General features: G+C 45.8%; 14 protein-coding genes. 4 read left to right on the top strand and 10 right to left on the bottom strand.

Annotated elements, in window-relative coordinates; all coding sequences use genetic code 11:
• Positions 1 to 201: 201 nt before the first annotated feature.
• Entirely contained in the window at positions 202 to 1563 is a 1362-nt protein-coding gene (locus ACZ45G_RS26400; protein ID WP_464173569.1) for an MATE family efflux transporter, read from the top strand.
• Positions 1564 to 1576: 13 nt separating this feature from the next.
• Here ACZ45G_RS26400 and ACZ45G_RS26405 read toward each other — a convergent pair whose 3' ends face one another.
• From ACZ45G_RS26405 to ACZ45G_RS26450, 10 genes are all read right to left on the bottom strand, one after another.
• On the bottom strand, positions 1577 to 4153 hold the full coding sequence (locus ACZ45G_RS26405; RefSeq protein WP_464173570.1) for an ABC transporter permease: 2577 nt from the start codon (positions 4151 to 4153) through the stop codon (positions 1577 to 1579).
• The gene (locus tag ACZ45G_RS26410; protein ID WP_464173571.1) at positions 4153 to 4860 is read right to left on the bottom strand and encodes an ABC transporter ATP-binding protein; all 708 of its coding nucleotides are present in this window, start codon (positions 4858 to 4860) and stop codon (positions 4153 to 4155) included. Before ACZ45G_RS26410 ends, ACZ45G_RS26405 begins: the two co-directional genes overlap by 1 nt.
• The gene (locus tag ACZ45G_RS26415) at positions 4857 to 5555 is read right to left on the bottom strand and encodes an arylesterase (RefSeq protein ID WP_464173572.1); all 699 of its coding nucleotides are present in this window, start codon (positions 5553 to 5555) and stop codon (positions 4857 to 4859) included. Before ACZ45G_RS26415 ends, ACZ45G_RS26410 begins: the two co-directional genes overlap by 4 nt.
• A 46-nt stretch (positions 5556 to 5601) precedes the next feature.
• Positions 5602 to 6507, bottom strand: a complete 906-nt coding sequence (locus ACZ45G_RS26420) for a radical SAM protein (RefSeq protein WP_464173573.1) — start codon at positions 6505 to 6507, stop codon at positions 5602 to 5604.
• A complete protein-coding gene (locus ACZ45G_RS26425; protein WP_464173574.1) occupies positions 6507 to 7388 on the bottom strand; it encodes a CvfB family protein in 882 nt (293 codons plus the stop codon). The genes ACZ45G_RS26420 and ACZ45G_RS26425 overlap by 1 nt, the downstream gene beginning before the upstream one ends.
• Before the next feature lie 31 nt (positions 7389 to 7419).
• Positions 7420 to 8328: an SDR family oxidoreductase gene (locus tag ACZ45G_RS26430; RefSeq protein ID WP_464173575.1), complete on the bottom strand. Its 909-nt coding sequence runs from the start codon at positions 8326 to 8328 to the stop codon at positions 7420 to 7422.
• A gap of 211 nt (positions 8329 to 8539) precedes the next feature.
• Positions 8540 to 9931 (bottom strand): sensor histidine kinase, encoded by a 1392-nt coding sequence (locus ACZ45G_RS26435; RefSeq protein ID WP_464173576.1) that lies wholly within the window; start codon positions 9929 to 9931, stop codon positions 8540 to 8542.
• Positions 9928 to 10605, bottom strand: coding sequence for a response regulator transcription factor (locus tag ACZ45G_RS26440; protein ID WP_464173577.1), 678 nt, complete (start codon positions 10603 to 10605; stop codon positions 9928 to 9930). The genes ACZ45G_RS26435 and ACZ45G_RS26440 overlap by 4 nt, the downstream gene beginning before the upstream one ends.
• Positions 10606 to 10675: 70 nt before the next feature.
• Positions 10676 to 11035, bottom strand: a complete 360-nt coding sequence (locus ACZ45G_RS26445; RefSeq protein WP_464173578.1) for a diacylglycerol kinase — start codon at positions 11033 to 11035, stop codon at positions 10676 to 10678.
• A 36-nt stretch (positions 11036 to 11071) separates the two neighbouring features.
• Positions 11072 to 13003: an LTA synthase family protein gene (locus ACZ45G_RS26450; protein ID WP_464173579.1), complete on the bottom strand. Its 1932-nt coding sequence runs from the start codon at positions 13001 to 13003 to the stop codon at positions 11072 to 11074.
• Positions 13004 to 13391: 388 nt separating this feature from the next.
• Here ACZ45G_RS26450 and ACZ45G_RS26455 point away from each other — a divergent pair, with 388 nt between their 5' ends.
• The 3 genes from ACZ45G_RS26455 (at position 13392) to ACZ45G_RS26465 (ending at position 16353) form a co-directional block, all read left to right on the top strand.
• Complete coding sequence (locus tag ACZ45G_RS26455) at positions 13392 to 14525, top strand: double-cubane-cluster-containing anaerobic reductase (RefSeq protein WP_464173580.1); 1134 nt, start codon at positions 13392 to 13394, stop codon at positions 14523 to 14525.
• A 57-nt stretch (positions 14526 to 14582) separates the two neighbouring features.
• Positions 14583 to 14780, top strand: coding sequence for a hypothetical protein (locus tag ACZ45G_RS26460; RefSeq protein WP_464173581.1), 198 nt, complete (start codon positions 14583 to 14585; stop codon positions 14778 to 14780).
• A 364-nt stretch (positions 14781 to 15144) separates the two neighbouring features.
• Positions 15145 to 16353, top strand: a complete 1209-nt coding sequence (locus ACZ45G_RS26465) for an EAL and HDOD domain-containing protein (protein ID WP_464173582.1) — start codon at positions 15145 to 15147, stop codon at positions 16351 to 16353.
• Positions 16354 to 16570 lie beyond the last annotated feature (217 nt).

Genomic DNA, 16570 nt, shown 5'->3' on the forward strand with positions numbered 1-16570 from the left:
TCAATGGGAATTAAAACCAAAATTGTATTGCTTTTAATCTTGTTTGTAAACGGCTAATTGACCCAAATTTATAGCCGGCTTCTTCAAATCACGCGAAAGAAATGGGCTAATGATTGACAGCATCCTTGGAATCGGTCATAAATAAAAAAGGTCCACTTCAAACAGGAAGCGGACTTTTTTTATTGTAAGGATCAGGAATGTATGGGAAAATATCTAAACGAAACAAATAAAAATTTTATCCGTCTGCTGTTCAAGCTGGCATTGCCCATTACATTGCAAAATTTCTTAAGTTCATCCATGACCTTCATGGATACCTTGATGATCGGACAATTGAATGAAGCCGCCATTGCCGCCGTAGGGGTTGCCAACCAATTTGTCTTTATCTTCATCATCATCCAGTTTGGGATCCACAGCGGGGTGGCCATTTTTACCGCACAATACTGGGGGAAAAAAGATTTAGCCCATATCAAGAAGCTTGCGGGAATAGGGCTTGTGGCAGGGCTTGCCGTCGGTTCCCTGTTCACATTTGCGGCAATCGTCACCCCCACTGCCCTGATGTCGCTGTTCACAAAGGACCCCCTGGTCATTGATCTCGGATCCGACTACCTGAGGATCGTCGGGATCAGTTTTGGGATATCGGTATTCACCCTTTCCTATATGAACAACCTGAGAAGCATGGAGATCGTCAAGGCCCCCATGTACGCCAGTTTAATCGCTGTCCTCCTCAACCTGGGTCTCAACTATATCCTGATATTCGGACACTTGGGATTTCCGGCAATGGGGGTTACCGGCGCTGCCATTGCCACCTGTATTTCAAGGTTTGTTGAGGGGTTTGCCCTCATGGGCATGATCTATTGGAAGAAATATCCCATTGCGGCCAGTATCGCTGAAATGCTTGATTTTGACAGGGCTTTTTTAAAACGAGTGCTGGCCACCTGCTGGCCCGTGTTTTTAAATGAACTGGTCTGGGTGACCGGTGTCAGCCTCTACAATCTGGTCTATGCAAGGATTGGGACCCAATCCATTGCTGCGGTGAATATTGTGGCATCCATTGAAAATTTCATTATGATCCCCTTTTTCGGCATGTTTTTCTCCGGATCCATCATCATCGGCAATAGTATCGGGGCGGGCAAGCCCGAGGAGGCTTATTTATACGGCAAGTTTCTCCTGGCTGTCCAATTTTCCATGGCCCTTGTTGCCGGAGGAATTATGATCCTGGGAAGGGGGGGAATCCTCGCCTTTTATAATATTTCGGACGGGGCCTACATGAACGCCTACCACCTGATGTTGGTGGCGGGTATCGCCCTGTGCGTCAAGGTCACCAATTTCACAAATGTGGTCAGTGTCTTGCGGGGAGGAGGCGATACCCGATTCGGATTTTTCCTGGATCTCACCGGGGTCTGGTGTATCGGAGTTCCCATGGCATTTTTTGCAGCTTTTTATCTGAACCTGCCGGTATACTGGGTCATGACACTGGTCCTGACCGAAGAGGTCTACAAGATGGGCCTGGGAATTCCCCGATTTTTATCCAAACGCTGGATAAAAAACCTGGTAAAAACTTGATCAAAAAAATTGATCAGTTGGCCAGAAGTGTCACAGGCTTTGTATTCATGACCTTCCTGGATGCGGCCATGGCAGTACCCATACAAACAAAGGTTGTCAAGCATAAAATCACAAGGGAAGCCTTCAGGTCAAACTGCCAGAGGCTGTCAAAAAAATACCAGGAAATTGCCCGGGAAAACCCAAACCCCAGGAGAACCGCAAACAAGGAAGCCGTAAACCCGATGAACCCGAATTCCACCAGCGTAATTGCCTGAATCATTTTAAAGTCAGCCCCCAGCACCTTTAACAGGTTGACCTGGTTCGCATTCTTTCGGGCCTCGTGGCGGACAATGGAAAAAATAGATACCAGGCCTGCAGCAATGGCCAGCCAGGCCATGAACCGAATGGACAAGGAGAGCCGGTCGGTGATGGAAAGCAGGGTGCCGGCCATCTGGGTCACATCAATGATGGAGATATTGGGGAAGGCTGTGACAATTTTGTTTTTCAGCTCCTGGCGATCCTCCGGGGCCACCCGGGAGATGGCAGCCAGATAGGTTTTGGGGGCATCATTTAAGACCCCGTCCTGGAAGAGCAGAAAAAAATTGGGCTGAAAACTGTTCCACCGGACCTTTCGCAGATTCACCACCCGCCCTTCCAAAGGGATACCCTGGATGTCAAACCCGATGAGATCCCCCAGGCCCAGGCCATATCGTTCGGCAAAGGAGGTTGCAACAGAAATCTCAAAGGGAACCGCCCCAAAAGACCAGGGGGTTTTGGACAAAGGTCTTCCCTGGACAATGGTTTCCGAAACATCCAGGTGAGTGCGATAGGAAAAATTAAACTCCAGCCGCCTGCCCCGGGGACGGGTCTGCCGGGCGTTGGATTGTTTGGAACCAGATTGTCCGGGTCCAGACGCTGCTTCCCCGCCATGAAAGGGCTTTTGATTCACACGAAGAATCCGGCCCCTGACCATGGGAGAAATATTGACCAGTTCCCCAGGTGCTTTCCCGATAAAATCAACGAAGTCACGCCGTTGCTCCTCCTGGATATCCACCAGAAAAAAAGTGGGAATTTTTAAGCCTTCGGGTCGCATGATCTCGGTTTGAAGGCCCTTTTGGATCTGGGGTATCATGGAAATCAAAAATGCCCCCATGGCAATGGTGACAAAACACGACAAGGAAGACCACTTGTTCCGGTAAAGATTCCGAAAGGCGATTTTTCCCACCAGATACCGGGTGGTGGAAAGGATCTTACACCCTGAAAATATAAGCCAGCCCATGCCGGACAAAAAGGCCATGGCCAGCAGGAATCCACCGGCAAAAACACTCCCGTTTTTCACGGAACCTGCCACCACAACAGACACCAAAAAGAAAGCCGCAAGCCCGGGGATAAAACTTAAGACCTGCCAGAAGACCATCCCATGAATCCTCCTGCCACCCTCGCCCCGGAGCAAAATAAGGGGTTTCACACCGAACAGGCGGACAAAAACAGGGAGGCAAAAAACCAGGCTGCCCATGCCCATGCCAAGGGCCAGCACAATCGTAACAGGATCTGTGGAAAGCTGTATATCGGTAGGAATCAGTCCCTTGAAAAGAAGGGGGAACGCCGGCACCAGGAACAGGGAAATAAGAATGGCCAGGACAGCGGCCAGGATGCCCAGTAAAACGAGCTGAAAGCTGAACAGAAGATAGATCTCCCATTGCTTGGCACCGATGCTCATCAAAATAGCCATTTCCCGCTGTTTCAGGTTCAAATAACCCCGGAAGAGGTATGCCGAGGCAATACCCGCCAGAAAAAGGGCCACAATACTGACCAGCCCCAGGTACCCGGTAAAATGCCCGGTGATCCTTCCCAGGCTCCGGTTCACATCCCGGCTGTCATAGACATTAACCCGGGGCTGTCCTCCAGACATCTCAGAAAACCCTTGTTCCAGCTTTCCAGCCAATGCCGGGACATCCACTCCCGGGCTGAACCGATAATAGTATAGATAGCTGATCCGGCTCCCGAACTGTATTAGACCGGTCCCTTCCAATTGGCCTAACCCCATATAAATTTTAGGGGCCAGTTCAACCGCCGTCAACGACTTGTCCGGGTCTTTTTTAAAAAAATCTTGAACATGGAAGGTTTTATTCCCCAATACCAGGGGAGCGTTCACAGGGGCATCGGCGCCCAGCCCCAGAGCATGGGCGGTATCCCGGGTCATGAGAACGCCAGGACTGTCCTGGATATTGGTTGACCCGCCCTTGCCTTCCAAAGAAAACTGACCGTAGAGGGGATAGGCATCATCCATGGCCATCACCCGAACCAGGCGGGCATTGTCCCCGGCCTTGACCATGGTATAAAACCGAACCAGCCGGGCATGGATTTTGTCCGGCCCCATCACGGAGTCTGCCAGGCCCAGTTCTTCTTGAGTCAACGGGCTGTTGGCCGACAATACCAGGTCCGCCGTCAGGATCTCCTTTAAATTATCCGCCAGATGACGGTTTAAGGAGCTGCCAAAGGAATGGATGGCAATAAACCCGGCAAGTCCCATGGACAGGTTTAATATGAAAAAAAAGGCAAACCCCCTGTTTTTCAACAACTGCCGCACCCCAAGTCCCAGCCAGAGCATCAGACGAGCCGGCCCCGGTCAAGGGTGAGGATACTGTTGCATCTATTGGCAAGATCCAGATTGTGGGTCACCAGAATCAGGGTTTTATTTTCCCCTGCCACCAGGTCGAATAGAAGCTTAGACACCTTTTCCCCGGTTTCCATGTCCAGGTTGCCCGTGGGCTCGTCTGCCAGAAGCAAGGCCGGTTTGATGATAAGGGCCCGGGCAATGGCCACCCGTTGACACTCCCCACCGCTGAGCTGTCCGGGCAGATGATGCTGGCGGTCGCCTAACCCCACCTTTTCCAGCATGGCATCGGTCCGCCTTTGAATCTGGTCCTGCTTGAGAATTTCCAGGGGCAGACTGATATTCTCCCGGGCCGACAAATGGGGCATTAAATGAAACTGCTGAAAAACGATTCCGATTTTCTGGGCCCGGTAGCGGGCAAGCTTGTTTTCCTTCATGGTGCACAAATCCTCCCCCGCAAGGACCACCTGGCCGGAATCGGGATTATCCAGGCCTGCGATCAGGGAAAGCAGAGTGGTTTTCCCGCTGCCGGACTGACCCACAACGGCAGTGGTTTCCCCGGCCCCAAGCTCAAAGCTCACACGGTTTAAAACCGCCAGGATTCCAGATTGGGGCTGGTGAAAGGATTTGCAGATCTCTTTAACCTCAAGGATCTTATTGTCACCTAGTTTACCTTCACCTGTCTTATCTTTAAGTATCATAGTTGCGCCTGGATATAGGGGAATACGGTTTCAGCGATTATTTTATGCCCTGCCCGGTTGGGATGGATACCGTCTGCCTGGTTCAGCAAAGGATTGCCGGCCACATCTTTTAATAAAAACGGGATAAAAGACAGGTCATACCGATCCGCCAGCGAGGCAAACACCTCCCGAAAGGCCTTTGAATATACCTGCCCGTAATTGGGAGGGATTTGCATACCTGCCAGAATGACCCGGATGCCGTTCTGCCTTGCCAGAACGATTGTCCGTTCAAGATTTTGGGACATTTCCTGGGTGGATAACCCCCTTAATCCGTCGTTGGCCCCCAGGGCCAGGACCAGAATATCGGGTTTTGACCGAAGGAACCACTTAAGCCGGAAAAGTGCCCCGGCAGTCGTAGAACCACTGATACTGCCGTTGGTAATCCTGACCCGGATCCCTTTTTCTTCGGGCATATCATTGAACATATCAGCAATCAGAGCCGGATAAGCGTTTTCCAATTCCACCCCAAGTCCTGCGGTGATGGAATCCCCCAGGAATAAAATTTTGGTATGGGTCTCTTCTGCCCGGGCCATGGATGGCATCCCGGCGAACCGCCCGATCAAAGCCCCCCCCAAGATAAGGACAAAACACGCTCTGAAAAAAAGCGGCCTGGATAAAAACATCCTGAATATAAACGGCCTAATTTTAAAGGTCATGGTAAAAAAATCCCTCGATTATTTTGGCTTAATTTCGGTACCGATTCTACCGGGTCCAGGCTTCCAGCTGGGGCAGGCAAGCTTGCAGCCGTGTCAGGGTTTCAGGGGAATCGAACAATTTTTTGCACAACTCGCATTTGCTGTAAGTAATGATTTCACGGGCCTTCATACCGGCAAAGGATGCAATGGTGGTTATCCCCATGGTTCTGATAAGATTGTACAGCCGATTTGTTTCCGTTTTAATAAACAGCTGCTCTATTGTCTTGTCCTCCAGGTTCCCCAGATAAAAAAAATGGGTCTTTGAAAAATGGCTTCCGGCATCGCAGCAAGCGTACATATCAAGATCCGGGGTGAGGTAGGGGTTCATGTCGCAGCAGTTTGCCTGGTAATCGGTGAGGATATTACGGGGTTTGAAAGCAGCGGCGCGACCGGCGTATATGACCGGTTCTGGAAAAAACCGGAGCCCATGATTCCGCAAAAACAGTTCATGGGGATCATCCTCAATGGAAAAATCAGTAACAAATGAAACAAAACAATTCAACCCGATCCGCTGGCAACTGCCGGCCGCGTTCACCACATTGTTCGGGGGGACGTGTTTCTGGTGCCATTTTGAATAACTCAATCTCAATTGGCAAAGCCCGTTTTCCTTTAATTGGGAAACAAGCTTGTCCGAGGCCTCTGGTGTCTTTGCCCAGAAACTGTTGGTAACAATCCTGGTATATATGCCCATTTCTTTGCACAAGTTCACCAGGGCCAGGATTTCATCAAGGTACAAAAAAGGTTCCCCCGCAGAAAAACTGATACCCTTGACACCGGCCCGGGCCATTTCGACAATCAGTTCTTTTGCCCTGGCAGGATCCATTTTCCGGCTGTCAGGGATATCTCCCGCGGCCACACAGTGTTCGCACCGGATATTACATCGGGTTGAGTATCCAAAGGCTAATTTACGCATTAGGATTTAGAATTCCATGGGTTAAATTTTTCCACTTTTTTCACTTTTTCCCCTTGTTTAAGCCGGATGCCGTCTTTTTCCAAGGTCAGAACCCCTCGTTTAAACAGCCCCCCGACAGCTCGTTTAAACTCTTTTTTGCTCATGGAAAAAATTTCTTTAATCTCTTGTGGAGAACTCTTGTCATGGCAGGGGATAAAGCCGCCTGCTGCAGTTAAAATATCAACAATGGTCTCGCCGGAACCTTTTACAGAACTATACCCCGGTTCTTTGAGGGTAAGGTCAATTTTGCTGTCTTCACGAAGCCGCATGATATATCCTTTGCACCTGTCTCCGACAGAAAGGTCCTGGTAGGTCTCACTTTTGTATAACATCCCAAAATATCGATTATCCACCACAGCCATAATCCCGATCTCGGTAAGAGAATGGATCAAAAGATCCACCTGCTGTCCCGCCGCAAGATCCTGGGTATTTTTGTCACAATGGGTAGAAATTTTTGCTGTGCCGTAAACTCTGCCGGTCCCCTCGTCAAAGCAGATTTTGATGAGATATTCTCGAGGGGGAAGCATTTTTTCTTGCTGCTCACTCTTGGGAACCAGCAGGTCTTTTTCAAGTCCCCAGTCCATGAAGGTTCCAAAGGATACAATCTCTTTTGCTCGAAGGAAAACAAAATCACCGACACTTCCTTTGGGCTGTAAAGTGGTTGCAACCAGGCGGTCTTCGGAATCGGTATAGATGAAGACCTCAAGGGTATCCCCTATATTAAACTCCTCTGAAACATATTTATTCGGCAGCAAAATCCGCCCGGCATCAGAATCCAAATAGAGCCCGAATTCAACCCGGCTTTCCACCACCAATTCATTATATTGTCCAATTTTAAGCATATTTTCCTAATCTCTTAAGTATTATTCCTATCTAACTGAGCAGGGGCCCCATGTATTCAAACATCCCCAGGGCGCTTTCATGTTCCCGCTTATTTTCCATATCTGAAATTTTTTCAAAATTATCCCGGATTTCTTCAACTGAAATCGCTCTTTTTGCATTGCCCAGGCAAAGACCGTCTCCGGAAACAATGGCGGTGCGCCCATACCATCCTGCCCCCGTGGTAAAAATCTGTCCGGTTACGGTGTTCTCCTGGGAACACAGGTACAGGGCCATGGGTTCATTGAACTGGGGGTTCATTTTATCTTCAAACTCCGGCGGGAAAATATCGGCTGTCATCCGGGACCAGGCCGTGGGGGCAATGGTATTGATCTTAATGTCATATTTGGACACTTCCAGGGTCAAGGTATTCATGATGCCCACAAGTCCCATCTTGGCCGCACCATAATTTGTCTGCCCAAAATTGCCGTAGAGCCCCGAGGTGGATGCCGTGAAAACGATTCTGCCATAGCCATTCTCCTTCATTGCAAGAACAGCAGGTTGTGTCACACAAAAGGCGCCTTTCAAATGAACATTTATGACCATGTCCCAGTCCTCTTCGGTCATTTTCATGAAGGATTTATCCCTGACAATACCGGCATTATTGATCAAAATATCCACTCGCCCATAGGTATCCAGAGCGGTTTGTACAATATGTTGCCCCCCCTTCATGGTGGCCACGGAATCATGGTTGGCAATTGCCTCGCCGCCGGCGGTGACAATTTCCTGGACCACCTTGTCTGCGGCTGAATCGTCAGATCCTGCCCCTGCCAGACTGACCCCCAGATCATTCACCACCACCTTTGCGCCCCTGCGGCCAAGTTCCAGGGCATACATTCTCCCGATACCCTGACCGGCTCCGGTTACGATGGCTACCCTTCCCTTAAAATCAATATTTTCCATTTCTGACTCTCCCGGCTGATATTTTTTTAGACCAATGTGTTAAATCCATGTATTCAGTATTCGGCCCTGGTTATAATCATACGTTTTCTGCCCTTGGGACGAATCATCCTGTCGACAATTATTCATCCACCCAGAAAACACAGGATACCAGATATTGACCCATCCGGCCATTTTTTATTCACACCATACCCATTGACACTCAATAAAAGGGTTAAGACGACAAGGGAAAAACTACCGCAATTTTTATCATGGACCCGGGTTCATTGGTGATTTGAATTTTGCCGTCATGGAGGGCTACTATTTTTTTAGCGATGGCCAGTCCCAGTCCGGAACCGCCATGGGTTGTCGAACGGGATTTTTCAACCCGGTAAAACTGTTCAAATACAAAATCAAGATCCTGTTCAGGAATCGGCTGGCCTGTATTGGAAATTTCCAGCAGTATGCCGTCATTTGTTTTACCGCCGTCTATGATGATCCTGCCGTTTTTTTCTAAATTATATCGGATACTGTTATCGATAAGATTGATCAAGAGGCGGAACAGTTTCTCGGGATCACCCTGGAGTGACACATCTTCTGCCATTTCGTTGCAGATCCTGATATTTTTTGCTGCCAATAGCTCTGAATAGTCGTTTACAACCCTTTTTATCAAAGTTGTAAGGTTAACCGGTTTGCAGGTAAGCGTTTCCTGCTGCTCCAGCCGAGAGAGATCCAGCAGGTTCTTGACCAGGTGGCTCATCCGGCGTGTGGTATTCAGTTGTTTCATCAGCCCTTTGCTTGCAGGCAACGATAGGTTGTCGTTCATGAGCATTTCTTCCTGGGCCAGCATCAAAAGGGTGATGGGGCTTTTTAACTCATGGGAAGCATTGCCGATAAATTCTTTTTGCCGTTTAAAAGAATATTGAAGCCGGTCAAACATTTTATTCAGAGAAATGGAGAGATCGTTTAATTCATTTTTATTGCGGCTCAGCGGGATGCGTTTGTCTAAGGATTTTTCACTGATGTCTTTTACCATATGGGTGATGGAAACGACAGGATTCAGGATTTTCCCGGCCAGCTGATAGCTCAAAACAATGATTATCAGGATACATAGAGTGAGACTGATGATGATATCGCGGACCAAATCAAGCAATTCTTCCTCAAGCGTTTCAATGGGCTTAGCAATTCGAACGACAATCGGAAGATTCTCAATTTGTGCCTGGGTCACCATCACGCGAAAAAGTACATCATCATTATCATCCTGCCCCAGTCTAATTTGAGATCTGGAAATGGTTTTTTCGATCATGTATTTATTTTTATGGCTGGCATCGGAGATATCCGTATACCGGGTCATTTTTGATTGATATACAGTTTCACCGTTCGGGCGGGTTACCTTGATCCAATAATGATCCGGATTATACGGCACCGACGACAGGTCATACCGACCCTTGTTTATTCCCGAGTTTTTCATTTGTTCCACAAGGGCTTGTGTTACAAGCTGCAGCTCTTTATCGATAAACCTGAAGGGCTCTTCCATGAGCTCAAAAAAAATAAAAGATGAAAACGCGATGGTTGACAACAGGGCTGTCCCAGAAATCCATAAGGTGATTTTTTTACGTATTTTCATATTGCATCATCAATGATAAACCCGATGCCACGGATCGTTCTGATAATTGAGCTGTCCTTATGGGACCTAATTTTTTTTCGCAGGTTCTTAATGTGTACATCAACAAAATTTGACATGGAAAACGGATCAAAATCATTTCCCCATACGTGTTCGGCCATGTTAAACCTTGAAACCACACTCCCCTTATTGTGCAGCAAAAATTCAAGGATGGAAAATTCCTTTGATGTTAAATTGAGCAGTTCCCCGTTTTGAGTGACCCGGCGGCTGACGGTATCCAGTTCAATGGACCCGGCCGTAAGAACCGGATCACGCTTTCCGTCACGTCTCAGCATTGCTCTTATCCTGGCCATCAGTTCGGCCATGGAAAACGGTTTGGCCAGATAGTCATCCGCACCATAATCAAGCCCTTTAACCTTGTCTTCAATATCACTCCGGGCGGTGAGCATGAGTACGGGAATGTTTAATCCGGCCTGCCGTATTTCCTTGAGGACACTCAGCCCATCCAGGCGGGGCAGCATTATATCCAGCAAAATAAGATCATAGGCACTTTCAAATATTTTATCCAGTGCCTGCTCACCATTCACAGCGGTTTCCACCCGGTACTGTTTTCTTTCCAGGGCATGGCTCAGCTGGTCAAGCAATTCTGTGTCATCATCTACAATGAGGATGTTCATATGGGGATTCCCGGCTCGGTTGATTCCATGGTATCGACAGGATACCGTTCTTTTTATGAAATAACAAATCTTAAATAAGGATTAAGACCCATGTGATGAGAACACTGACAAGACTCACAAAGACGGCGGCAGACCCCATATCCTTTGCCCGCTTTGACAGCGGGTGAACCTCCTGCCCGATGCGGTCAACAACCGCCTCTACTGCAGAATTTAAAAGTTCCGTAACAATGACGATCATTAAGGAGACAATCAATACGGCTCTTTCAAGACCGGTCTGCCCCAGCAGGAGGCCAAGCGGCAGAAAAACTGCCAGGGCCAATAATTCCTGGCGAAAAGCAGCCTCGTGCTTCCAGGCGGCTTTTATCCCTTCCGCTGAATATCTTGTCGCCTTTATGATGCGAGAAATGCCTGTTGGCTTTTTTCCTGTCATATCATTCTCCGTGTGCAAATTTTAGGTTGGAAAACATCAGTTTTTCTTGTCAAACCATCGGTTCAGCCTGTTTTGAATAATATAATCTGCGCCCTGGTAAAAGGCCATCAGCTCTTTAACAAACGGGTAGGAAGATGTGATTGTTTTAAGGATAGGTTCTTTGGAATTCATATCAACCAAATTTATTTCCTTTCTCGGCGACAAGATTAAAAGACGTTTGTCTTTCAATATTCCCAGCTTCTGATAATTTGCAATGAATGCTCTTCCCTTGAAGTCCGGTGCCAGGATATTTTTCCCAAAAAAGAAGCTGTCATAGGAAAAATGAAGTAAAGACAGCAATGTCGGAGCGATATCGATCTGGCTTGACAGGATATTCACCTCTCCGGGCTCAATGTGTTTGGGTGAATAGATAAACAAGGGAATATGATATTTTTCAACCGGCAGTCCTATTTTACCGGCACTGGAGGCACAATGATCTGCAACGATTACAAAGACAGTGTCATCAAACCAGGGCTGTTCCTTTGCGTTTGCAATCAACTGGCTTAATGCATAGTCTGTATATTTTACACCGCCATATCTGCCGGTGCCCGAAGGCAGATCAATTTTCCCTTCGGGATAGGTAAACGGGCTATGGTTGCTGGTTGTCATGATATGAAAGAAAAAAGGCTTGTTTAAATCATGGGCCTGGTTTGCTTCATAAATGGCGCGGTTGTATAGATCTTCATCGCAGACACCCCAGGCATTTTTAAAGGTGATCTCTTTGTTGCTGATACGGTTTTGATCAACAACCCGATACCCATTTTCTGAAAAAAAAGCATTCATATTATCAAAATATCCTCGCCCCCCATAGAGAAAGGCAGTATCATACCCTTCCTCCTTGAATACTTTGCCCAGGCTGAACATATGATCGTTATCCGGTCTTTTTACAATTGAACGGCCCGGTGTCGGCGGAATGGAAAGGGTTATGGATTCAAGGCCCCGGGTTGTCCGGGTGCCGGTGGCATAAAAATGGGTAAAGAGTTTCCCTTTTTTAAACCATTCATCCATAAACGGTGTAACCTTATTTCGTGCACCAAACCGGGTCAAAAAATTTGCGTTCATACTCTCCACAGAGATAAGGATCACATTTAGTTTTCTGGGAGGTTCTGTTTCTTCAATGCGTCTTTCAATGTTGTATAGGCCATGGTGATCATACCGGCTGTTTTGTCCCTTGAGCGTTTCTTTAAGGATATGGGATAAGGCCGTGTCCTCACCTGTTTCATAAAACTGCCGGTAATCAAGCCTATTGTTGCGGAAAGCGGCAAATAATTGATAGGGACCGTTTGATGCCAGTTCATTTACATAATTATTATTGGAAAAATTTCGTTGGGACTGATTCAAAAAAAGGCCAGCTGAACAGGGAACCAGCAGCAGGCAGATGGCAATGACAACTCTTTTGGAAAATTTCTCCCTGACCGTCATTGCGGCGATAAAAGAAGGCCGGACCTTAAAGAAAACAACTACCGTCAGGAAGAATAAAATGGGTAATATCCAGAAGACGGGATAGGATTCCATGATATTATGGGTGACCTCAAACCGGTAGATAAGATAGTCCACGGAAATAAAATTAAACCGGACCCCGAATTCGTCCCAGAAGAACCATTCCGCAACGAGACCAAAGAAAAGGCCATACAGGATTAAAAAGTTGATTCCCTGGGCCAGCAGCCTGGAAAAAGTACGGTCGAGCCATTTATTGGGCCAAACCAGTAGCAAGAGAACAAACGGAATATAAAAATAGCCTATAAAGGCGATGTCATAAATCAGGCCCTGCCCAAAAACATATATCCATTCAATAAAATTCTTATCAATCATCTTCCAGGCCCTTATCAGCAGGACAGCTCTGAAGACGGTAAAACTTGCCAAGACAATCGCGGCTGTTTGAAAAATCAGGGCAAACCGTGTTTTTGGCATCAATAATTTATCTGTCATTTAGGGTATAATCTCCATATCTTTTGGGAAAAAATTACACAGAATCTTCCCCAGTTGCTTTTTTACCTGTCGTTAAACAATCTGCCTATTATAATGGCGGGTAAAATAGCATGACAAATATGAAGAAATCGTGAAGATGGTGAGTTTGTCTGCAAAGATGCGTTTCTTACTCAGGCCGGAAAAAAAAAATTTATTATTACAGCGGCACAAAAGCAATTTTATATAAAGGGGTTTTGAAAACCGTCTATTTAAAAATACCTGCCTTGTATCCCATAGAAAATCCCTATTCACTTCTATAATCTTATTGAAATAAGCGTTTTGACATTTTTATGCAGCCACCCTATGTATGCTGTTTTATTAAAATTTAATCCAGATATAGGGTGAATCCATGAATCTTAAACCGTTTCTTTCTTTTTCAGAAATCAGCATTGCCGAGCTTGATGAATGGAAAAATCAAGGAGGAAAAATAGCAGGGATCTATTGCATTTATGCTCCCAATGAACTCATCCGTGCCGCCGGTATTGTCCCGGTAGGCCTGTGTGGTAAAAAGCAGGCGCCTATCAAAGATGCGGAAAGGGAACTTCCTGCCAGTTTATGTCCCTTGATCAAATCAAGCTACGGATATGCCGTGACCGACACCTGCCCCTTTTTCAGTTTTTCAGACATCCTTGTTGCCGAAACAACCTGCGACGGTAAAAAGAAAATGTACGAGCTGATGAAAGAGCTCAAACCTTTGCATTTGATGCATCTTCCCCACACCCAGGAAGGGGATGCCGCCCTTGCGTATTGGATGGAAGGTCTCAGAGAACTTGAACGCTTCTTGTTTGAATACTCAGGCGTTGCCGTCACCGAAGAGAGTCTGCAACATCAGATCCGGCAGCAAAATGAAATCCGAAAAGCCCTTTGGGACATATCCATTCTGGCCGCGGACCGACGTTCTCCCCTGACGGCAATGGAGATGCTGGCTGTACAGGAGAGTACAAGTTTTTGTGTGCACCCTGAAACCTACCTTGCGCAATTAACAACCCTGAAAAGTGAGTTGGAAACCTTTTTAAACCAGCCCGACCTTCCGGACCAGGGCGGGGTTCGCATTCTGCTCACCGGATGCCCGGTGGGCAAAGGATCTGACAAAGTGATCCGGATTGCCCAGCACCTTGGGGCCCGGATCGTCGCCATGGAAAACTGCTCGGGACTAAAGGGTATGACATTGGCAGTGGATGAAGCCGGGGATCCCCGTGAAGCCATTGCCCGCCGATACCTTAAGATCCCCTGTTCCTGCATGACACCCAACCCCAATCGGCTGGAATCCATCCAGGAAATAGCCGACCTTTTCAAGGTCGATGCCGTTTTGGATATGACCTGGCTGGGATGTCACACCTACAATGCTGAATCCACTACCCTCCAAAGGTTTGTCGAAGACGCCCTCGAGCTGAACTTTTTGCATATCGAAACCGACTATTCCGAATCCGATGAAGGACAGCTTCAGACCCGGATCGAAGCCTTGATTGAATTATCCGAGTAACAAATAATTTTATTACTATGATAAAGGAAAAACCAAAGATGAACACCACACCCCCTGATGATTGATGCTGTAAAAGGGGAAGCCGTGTTCCTGGCCGATGAGATTCTGGTCATGTCCTGCCGTCCTGGGCAGATCCGTAAAACAATTCAGGTGGACATGGAACGTCCCCGGAGCCGAGCCAATCCAAAATTCGGAGCACTGACAGATGATATCCTCAGGGAACTGGGCGATGGGATGGTAACATCACACCCCTAACTCGCAAAAAGACCCGCCGGGTAAATCCACGTCTCTTTTTATCGTGCATTAAAATTTAATCGTATCGGTAGGGATTTATTTTTGTTCAGAGAGCTGTTTTAATAAATGACGCCATGAAAAGTTGAAAGGTCTTGTGTTTTTAATCATAGTCCACCCCGGATCAAAAAGGGACGGCTTTTTTTTTGTTTTATAAAACCCTGTTTTTCATTCAACTCAAGTCTCCAATAAAATTGAATGGAATCTTGAATACTTTTGCTTTTGTCCTTTCCTATATACTTTAATATCTCTTTACAATACGATTTTTGCTTGATAATGAATTATTGTTCATTATTTTTATATTTTGGCTCTGAGAGAAGGGAAGGATATGGATGTATTCGTAGCCCGGCAACCCGTTTTTACTGCTTTAAAAAAAATTTTTGGTTATGAGCTTTTATTCAGGCTTGGCTTGGAAAATTATTTCCCTGATGTCGATGGGGATGTTGCTACTTCGAATTTGCTTTCAAATATTTTTTTTCCATTTGATTTCAAAGAAATTCTGGGCGAAAAGCCTGGGCTAATCAACTTTACAGAAAAGTTGATTCTTCAGATGGTACCTTTATTACTTCCAAAAAAAAATTTTATAATTGAGGTTTTGGAAAACATTGAGCCTGATGAGAAGATCATATCATCTCTTTCTATTCTGAAAGAGAAGGGCTTTACCATCGCACTTGATGATTTTGTATATCACAAGAAATTTCGGCCCATGATAGAACTCAGCAAAATTATCAAATTTGATATAAGGGCAACTCCCTTGGAATCTCTTCATGAAATATTACACAATTTAAAGTCAGACTATGAAATCCTTTTTTTAGCAGAAAAGGTTGAGACGTATGCCGAATTTGAGCAAGCAAAAGAAATGGGATTTGATTTATTCCAGGGATATTTTTTTTCCAGACCTGAAGTTTTATCAACAAAAGGTATCTCTTCAGGTCAAATTACAAAACTGGGGCTCATTAATGAAGTGGGAAAAAGACAATTAGATCTAAAAAAAATTGAAGGTCTGATCAAAAAAGATGTCTCCGTATCGTTTAAGCTTTTAAGATTTATCAATTCTGCATATTTCACCAGACGAAATTCAATCGATACTATTAAAGATGCAATAACTTTTCTTGGAACCGATGAGCTGAAACGGTTTATTAACATTGTTGTAATATCCGATTTGAGTTCCGATAAACCAAATGAACTGGTTCGTACTTCAATTATTCGTGCCAGAATGTGTGAACGCTGCGGAAAGGTTTTAAATACAAATTTTTCAACAGATGAATTATTTACGCTTGGTTTGTTTTCATTTATGGATGCCATTCTGGATTGTAGAATGGAAACTATTCTTAGCCATATTGCTTTTTCAGAAAAAATGAAAAAGGCATTACTTGGTCAAAATAAAGAGTTTAAAATAATTTTAAACATTGTTGATATTTTTGAAAAAGGGGATTGGAAAAATAGAATTTTTGATTCCATATCTGGTAAATCACTTGAGTCAAAATTGCCCGGATTCTATATTGATTCACTAAAGATGGCAGACTCCTTTGTTTGATAAATGAATCTTTGAACGAACTCGAATAACTGTTTTATAAAGGAATTTGATTTCAAGAAATTTTGAAAAAATATTTCCCAGGTTCTGAGCACTGTCTACTCCAATATAATTTATAGCAACCTTTTGAAATTTGGATTGAGGCTATCCCATATATTGTAATTTCAAATCTGAAACTTAAAAATCCATCCATACCATTTCTTCGTAACTGATCACAGGT

The organism is Desulfoconvexum algidum (assembly GCF_055382125.1).

Coding starts and splice junctions, on each gene's coding strand:
- ACZ45G_RS26415 (WP_464173572.1), bottom strand. CDS start 5,555: ATGACCTTTAAAATTAGGCCGTTTATATTCAGGATGTTTTTATCCAGG.
- ACZ45G_RS26445 (WP_464173578.1), bottom strand. CDS start 11,035: ATGACAGGAAAAAAGCCAACAGGCATTTCTCGCATCATAAAGGCGACA.
- ACZ45G_RS26425 (WP_464173574.1), bottom strand. CDS start 7,388: ATGCTTAAAATTGGACAATATAATGAATTGGTGGTGGAAAGCCGGGTT.
- ACZ45G_RS26420 (WP_464173573.1), bottom strand. CDS start 6,507: ATGCGTAAATTAGCCTTTGGATACTCAACCCGATGTAATATCCGGTGC.
- ACZ45G_RS26460 (WP_464173581.1), top strand. CDS start 14,583: ATGATTGATGCTGTAAAAGGGGAAGCCGTGTTCCTGGCCGATGAGATT.
- ACZ45G_RS26430 (WP_464173575.1), bottom strand. CDS start 8,328: ATGGAAAATATTGATTTTAAGGGAAGGGTAGCCATCGTAACCGGAGCC.
- ACZ45G_RS26410 (WP_464173571.1), bottom strand. CDS start 4,860: ATGATACTTAAAGATAAGACAGGTGAAGGTAAACTAGGTGACAATAAG.
- ACZ45G_RS26465 (WP_464173582.1), top strand. CDS start 15,145: ATGGATGTATTCGTAGCCCGGCAACCCGTTTTTACTGCTTTAAAAAAA.
- ACZ45G_RS26405 (WP_464173570.1), bottom strand. CDS start 4,153: ATGCTCTGGCTGGGACTTGGGGTGCGGCAGTTGTTGAAAAACAGGGGG.
- ACZ45G_RS26455 (WP_464173580.1), top strand. CDS start 13,392: ATGAATCTTAAACCGTTTCTTTCTTTTTCAGAAATCAGCATTGCCGAG.
- ACZ45G_RS26450 (WP_464173579.1), bottom strand. CDS start 13,003: ATGACAGATAAATTATTGATGCCAAAAACACGGTTTGCCCTGATTTTT.
- ACZ45G_RS26400 (WP_464173569.1), top strand. CDS start 202: ATGGGAAAATATCTAAACGAAACAAATAAAAATTTTATCCGTCTGCTG.
- ACZ45G_RS26435 (WP_464173576.1), bottom strand. CDS start 9,931: ATGAAAATACGTAAAAAAATCACCTTATGGATTTCTGGGACAGCCCTG.
- ACZ45G_RS26440 (WP_464173577.1), bottom strand. CDS start 10,605: ATGAACATCCTCATTGTAGATGATGACACAGAATTGCTTGACCAGCTG.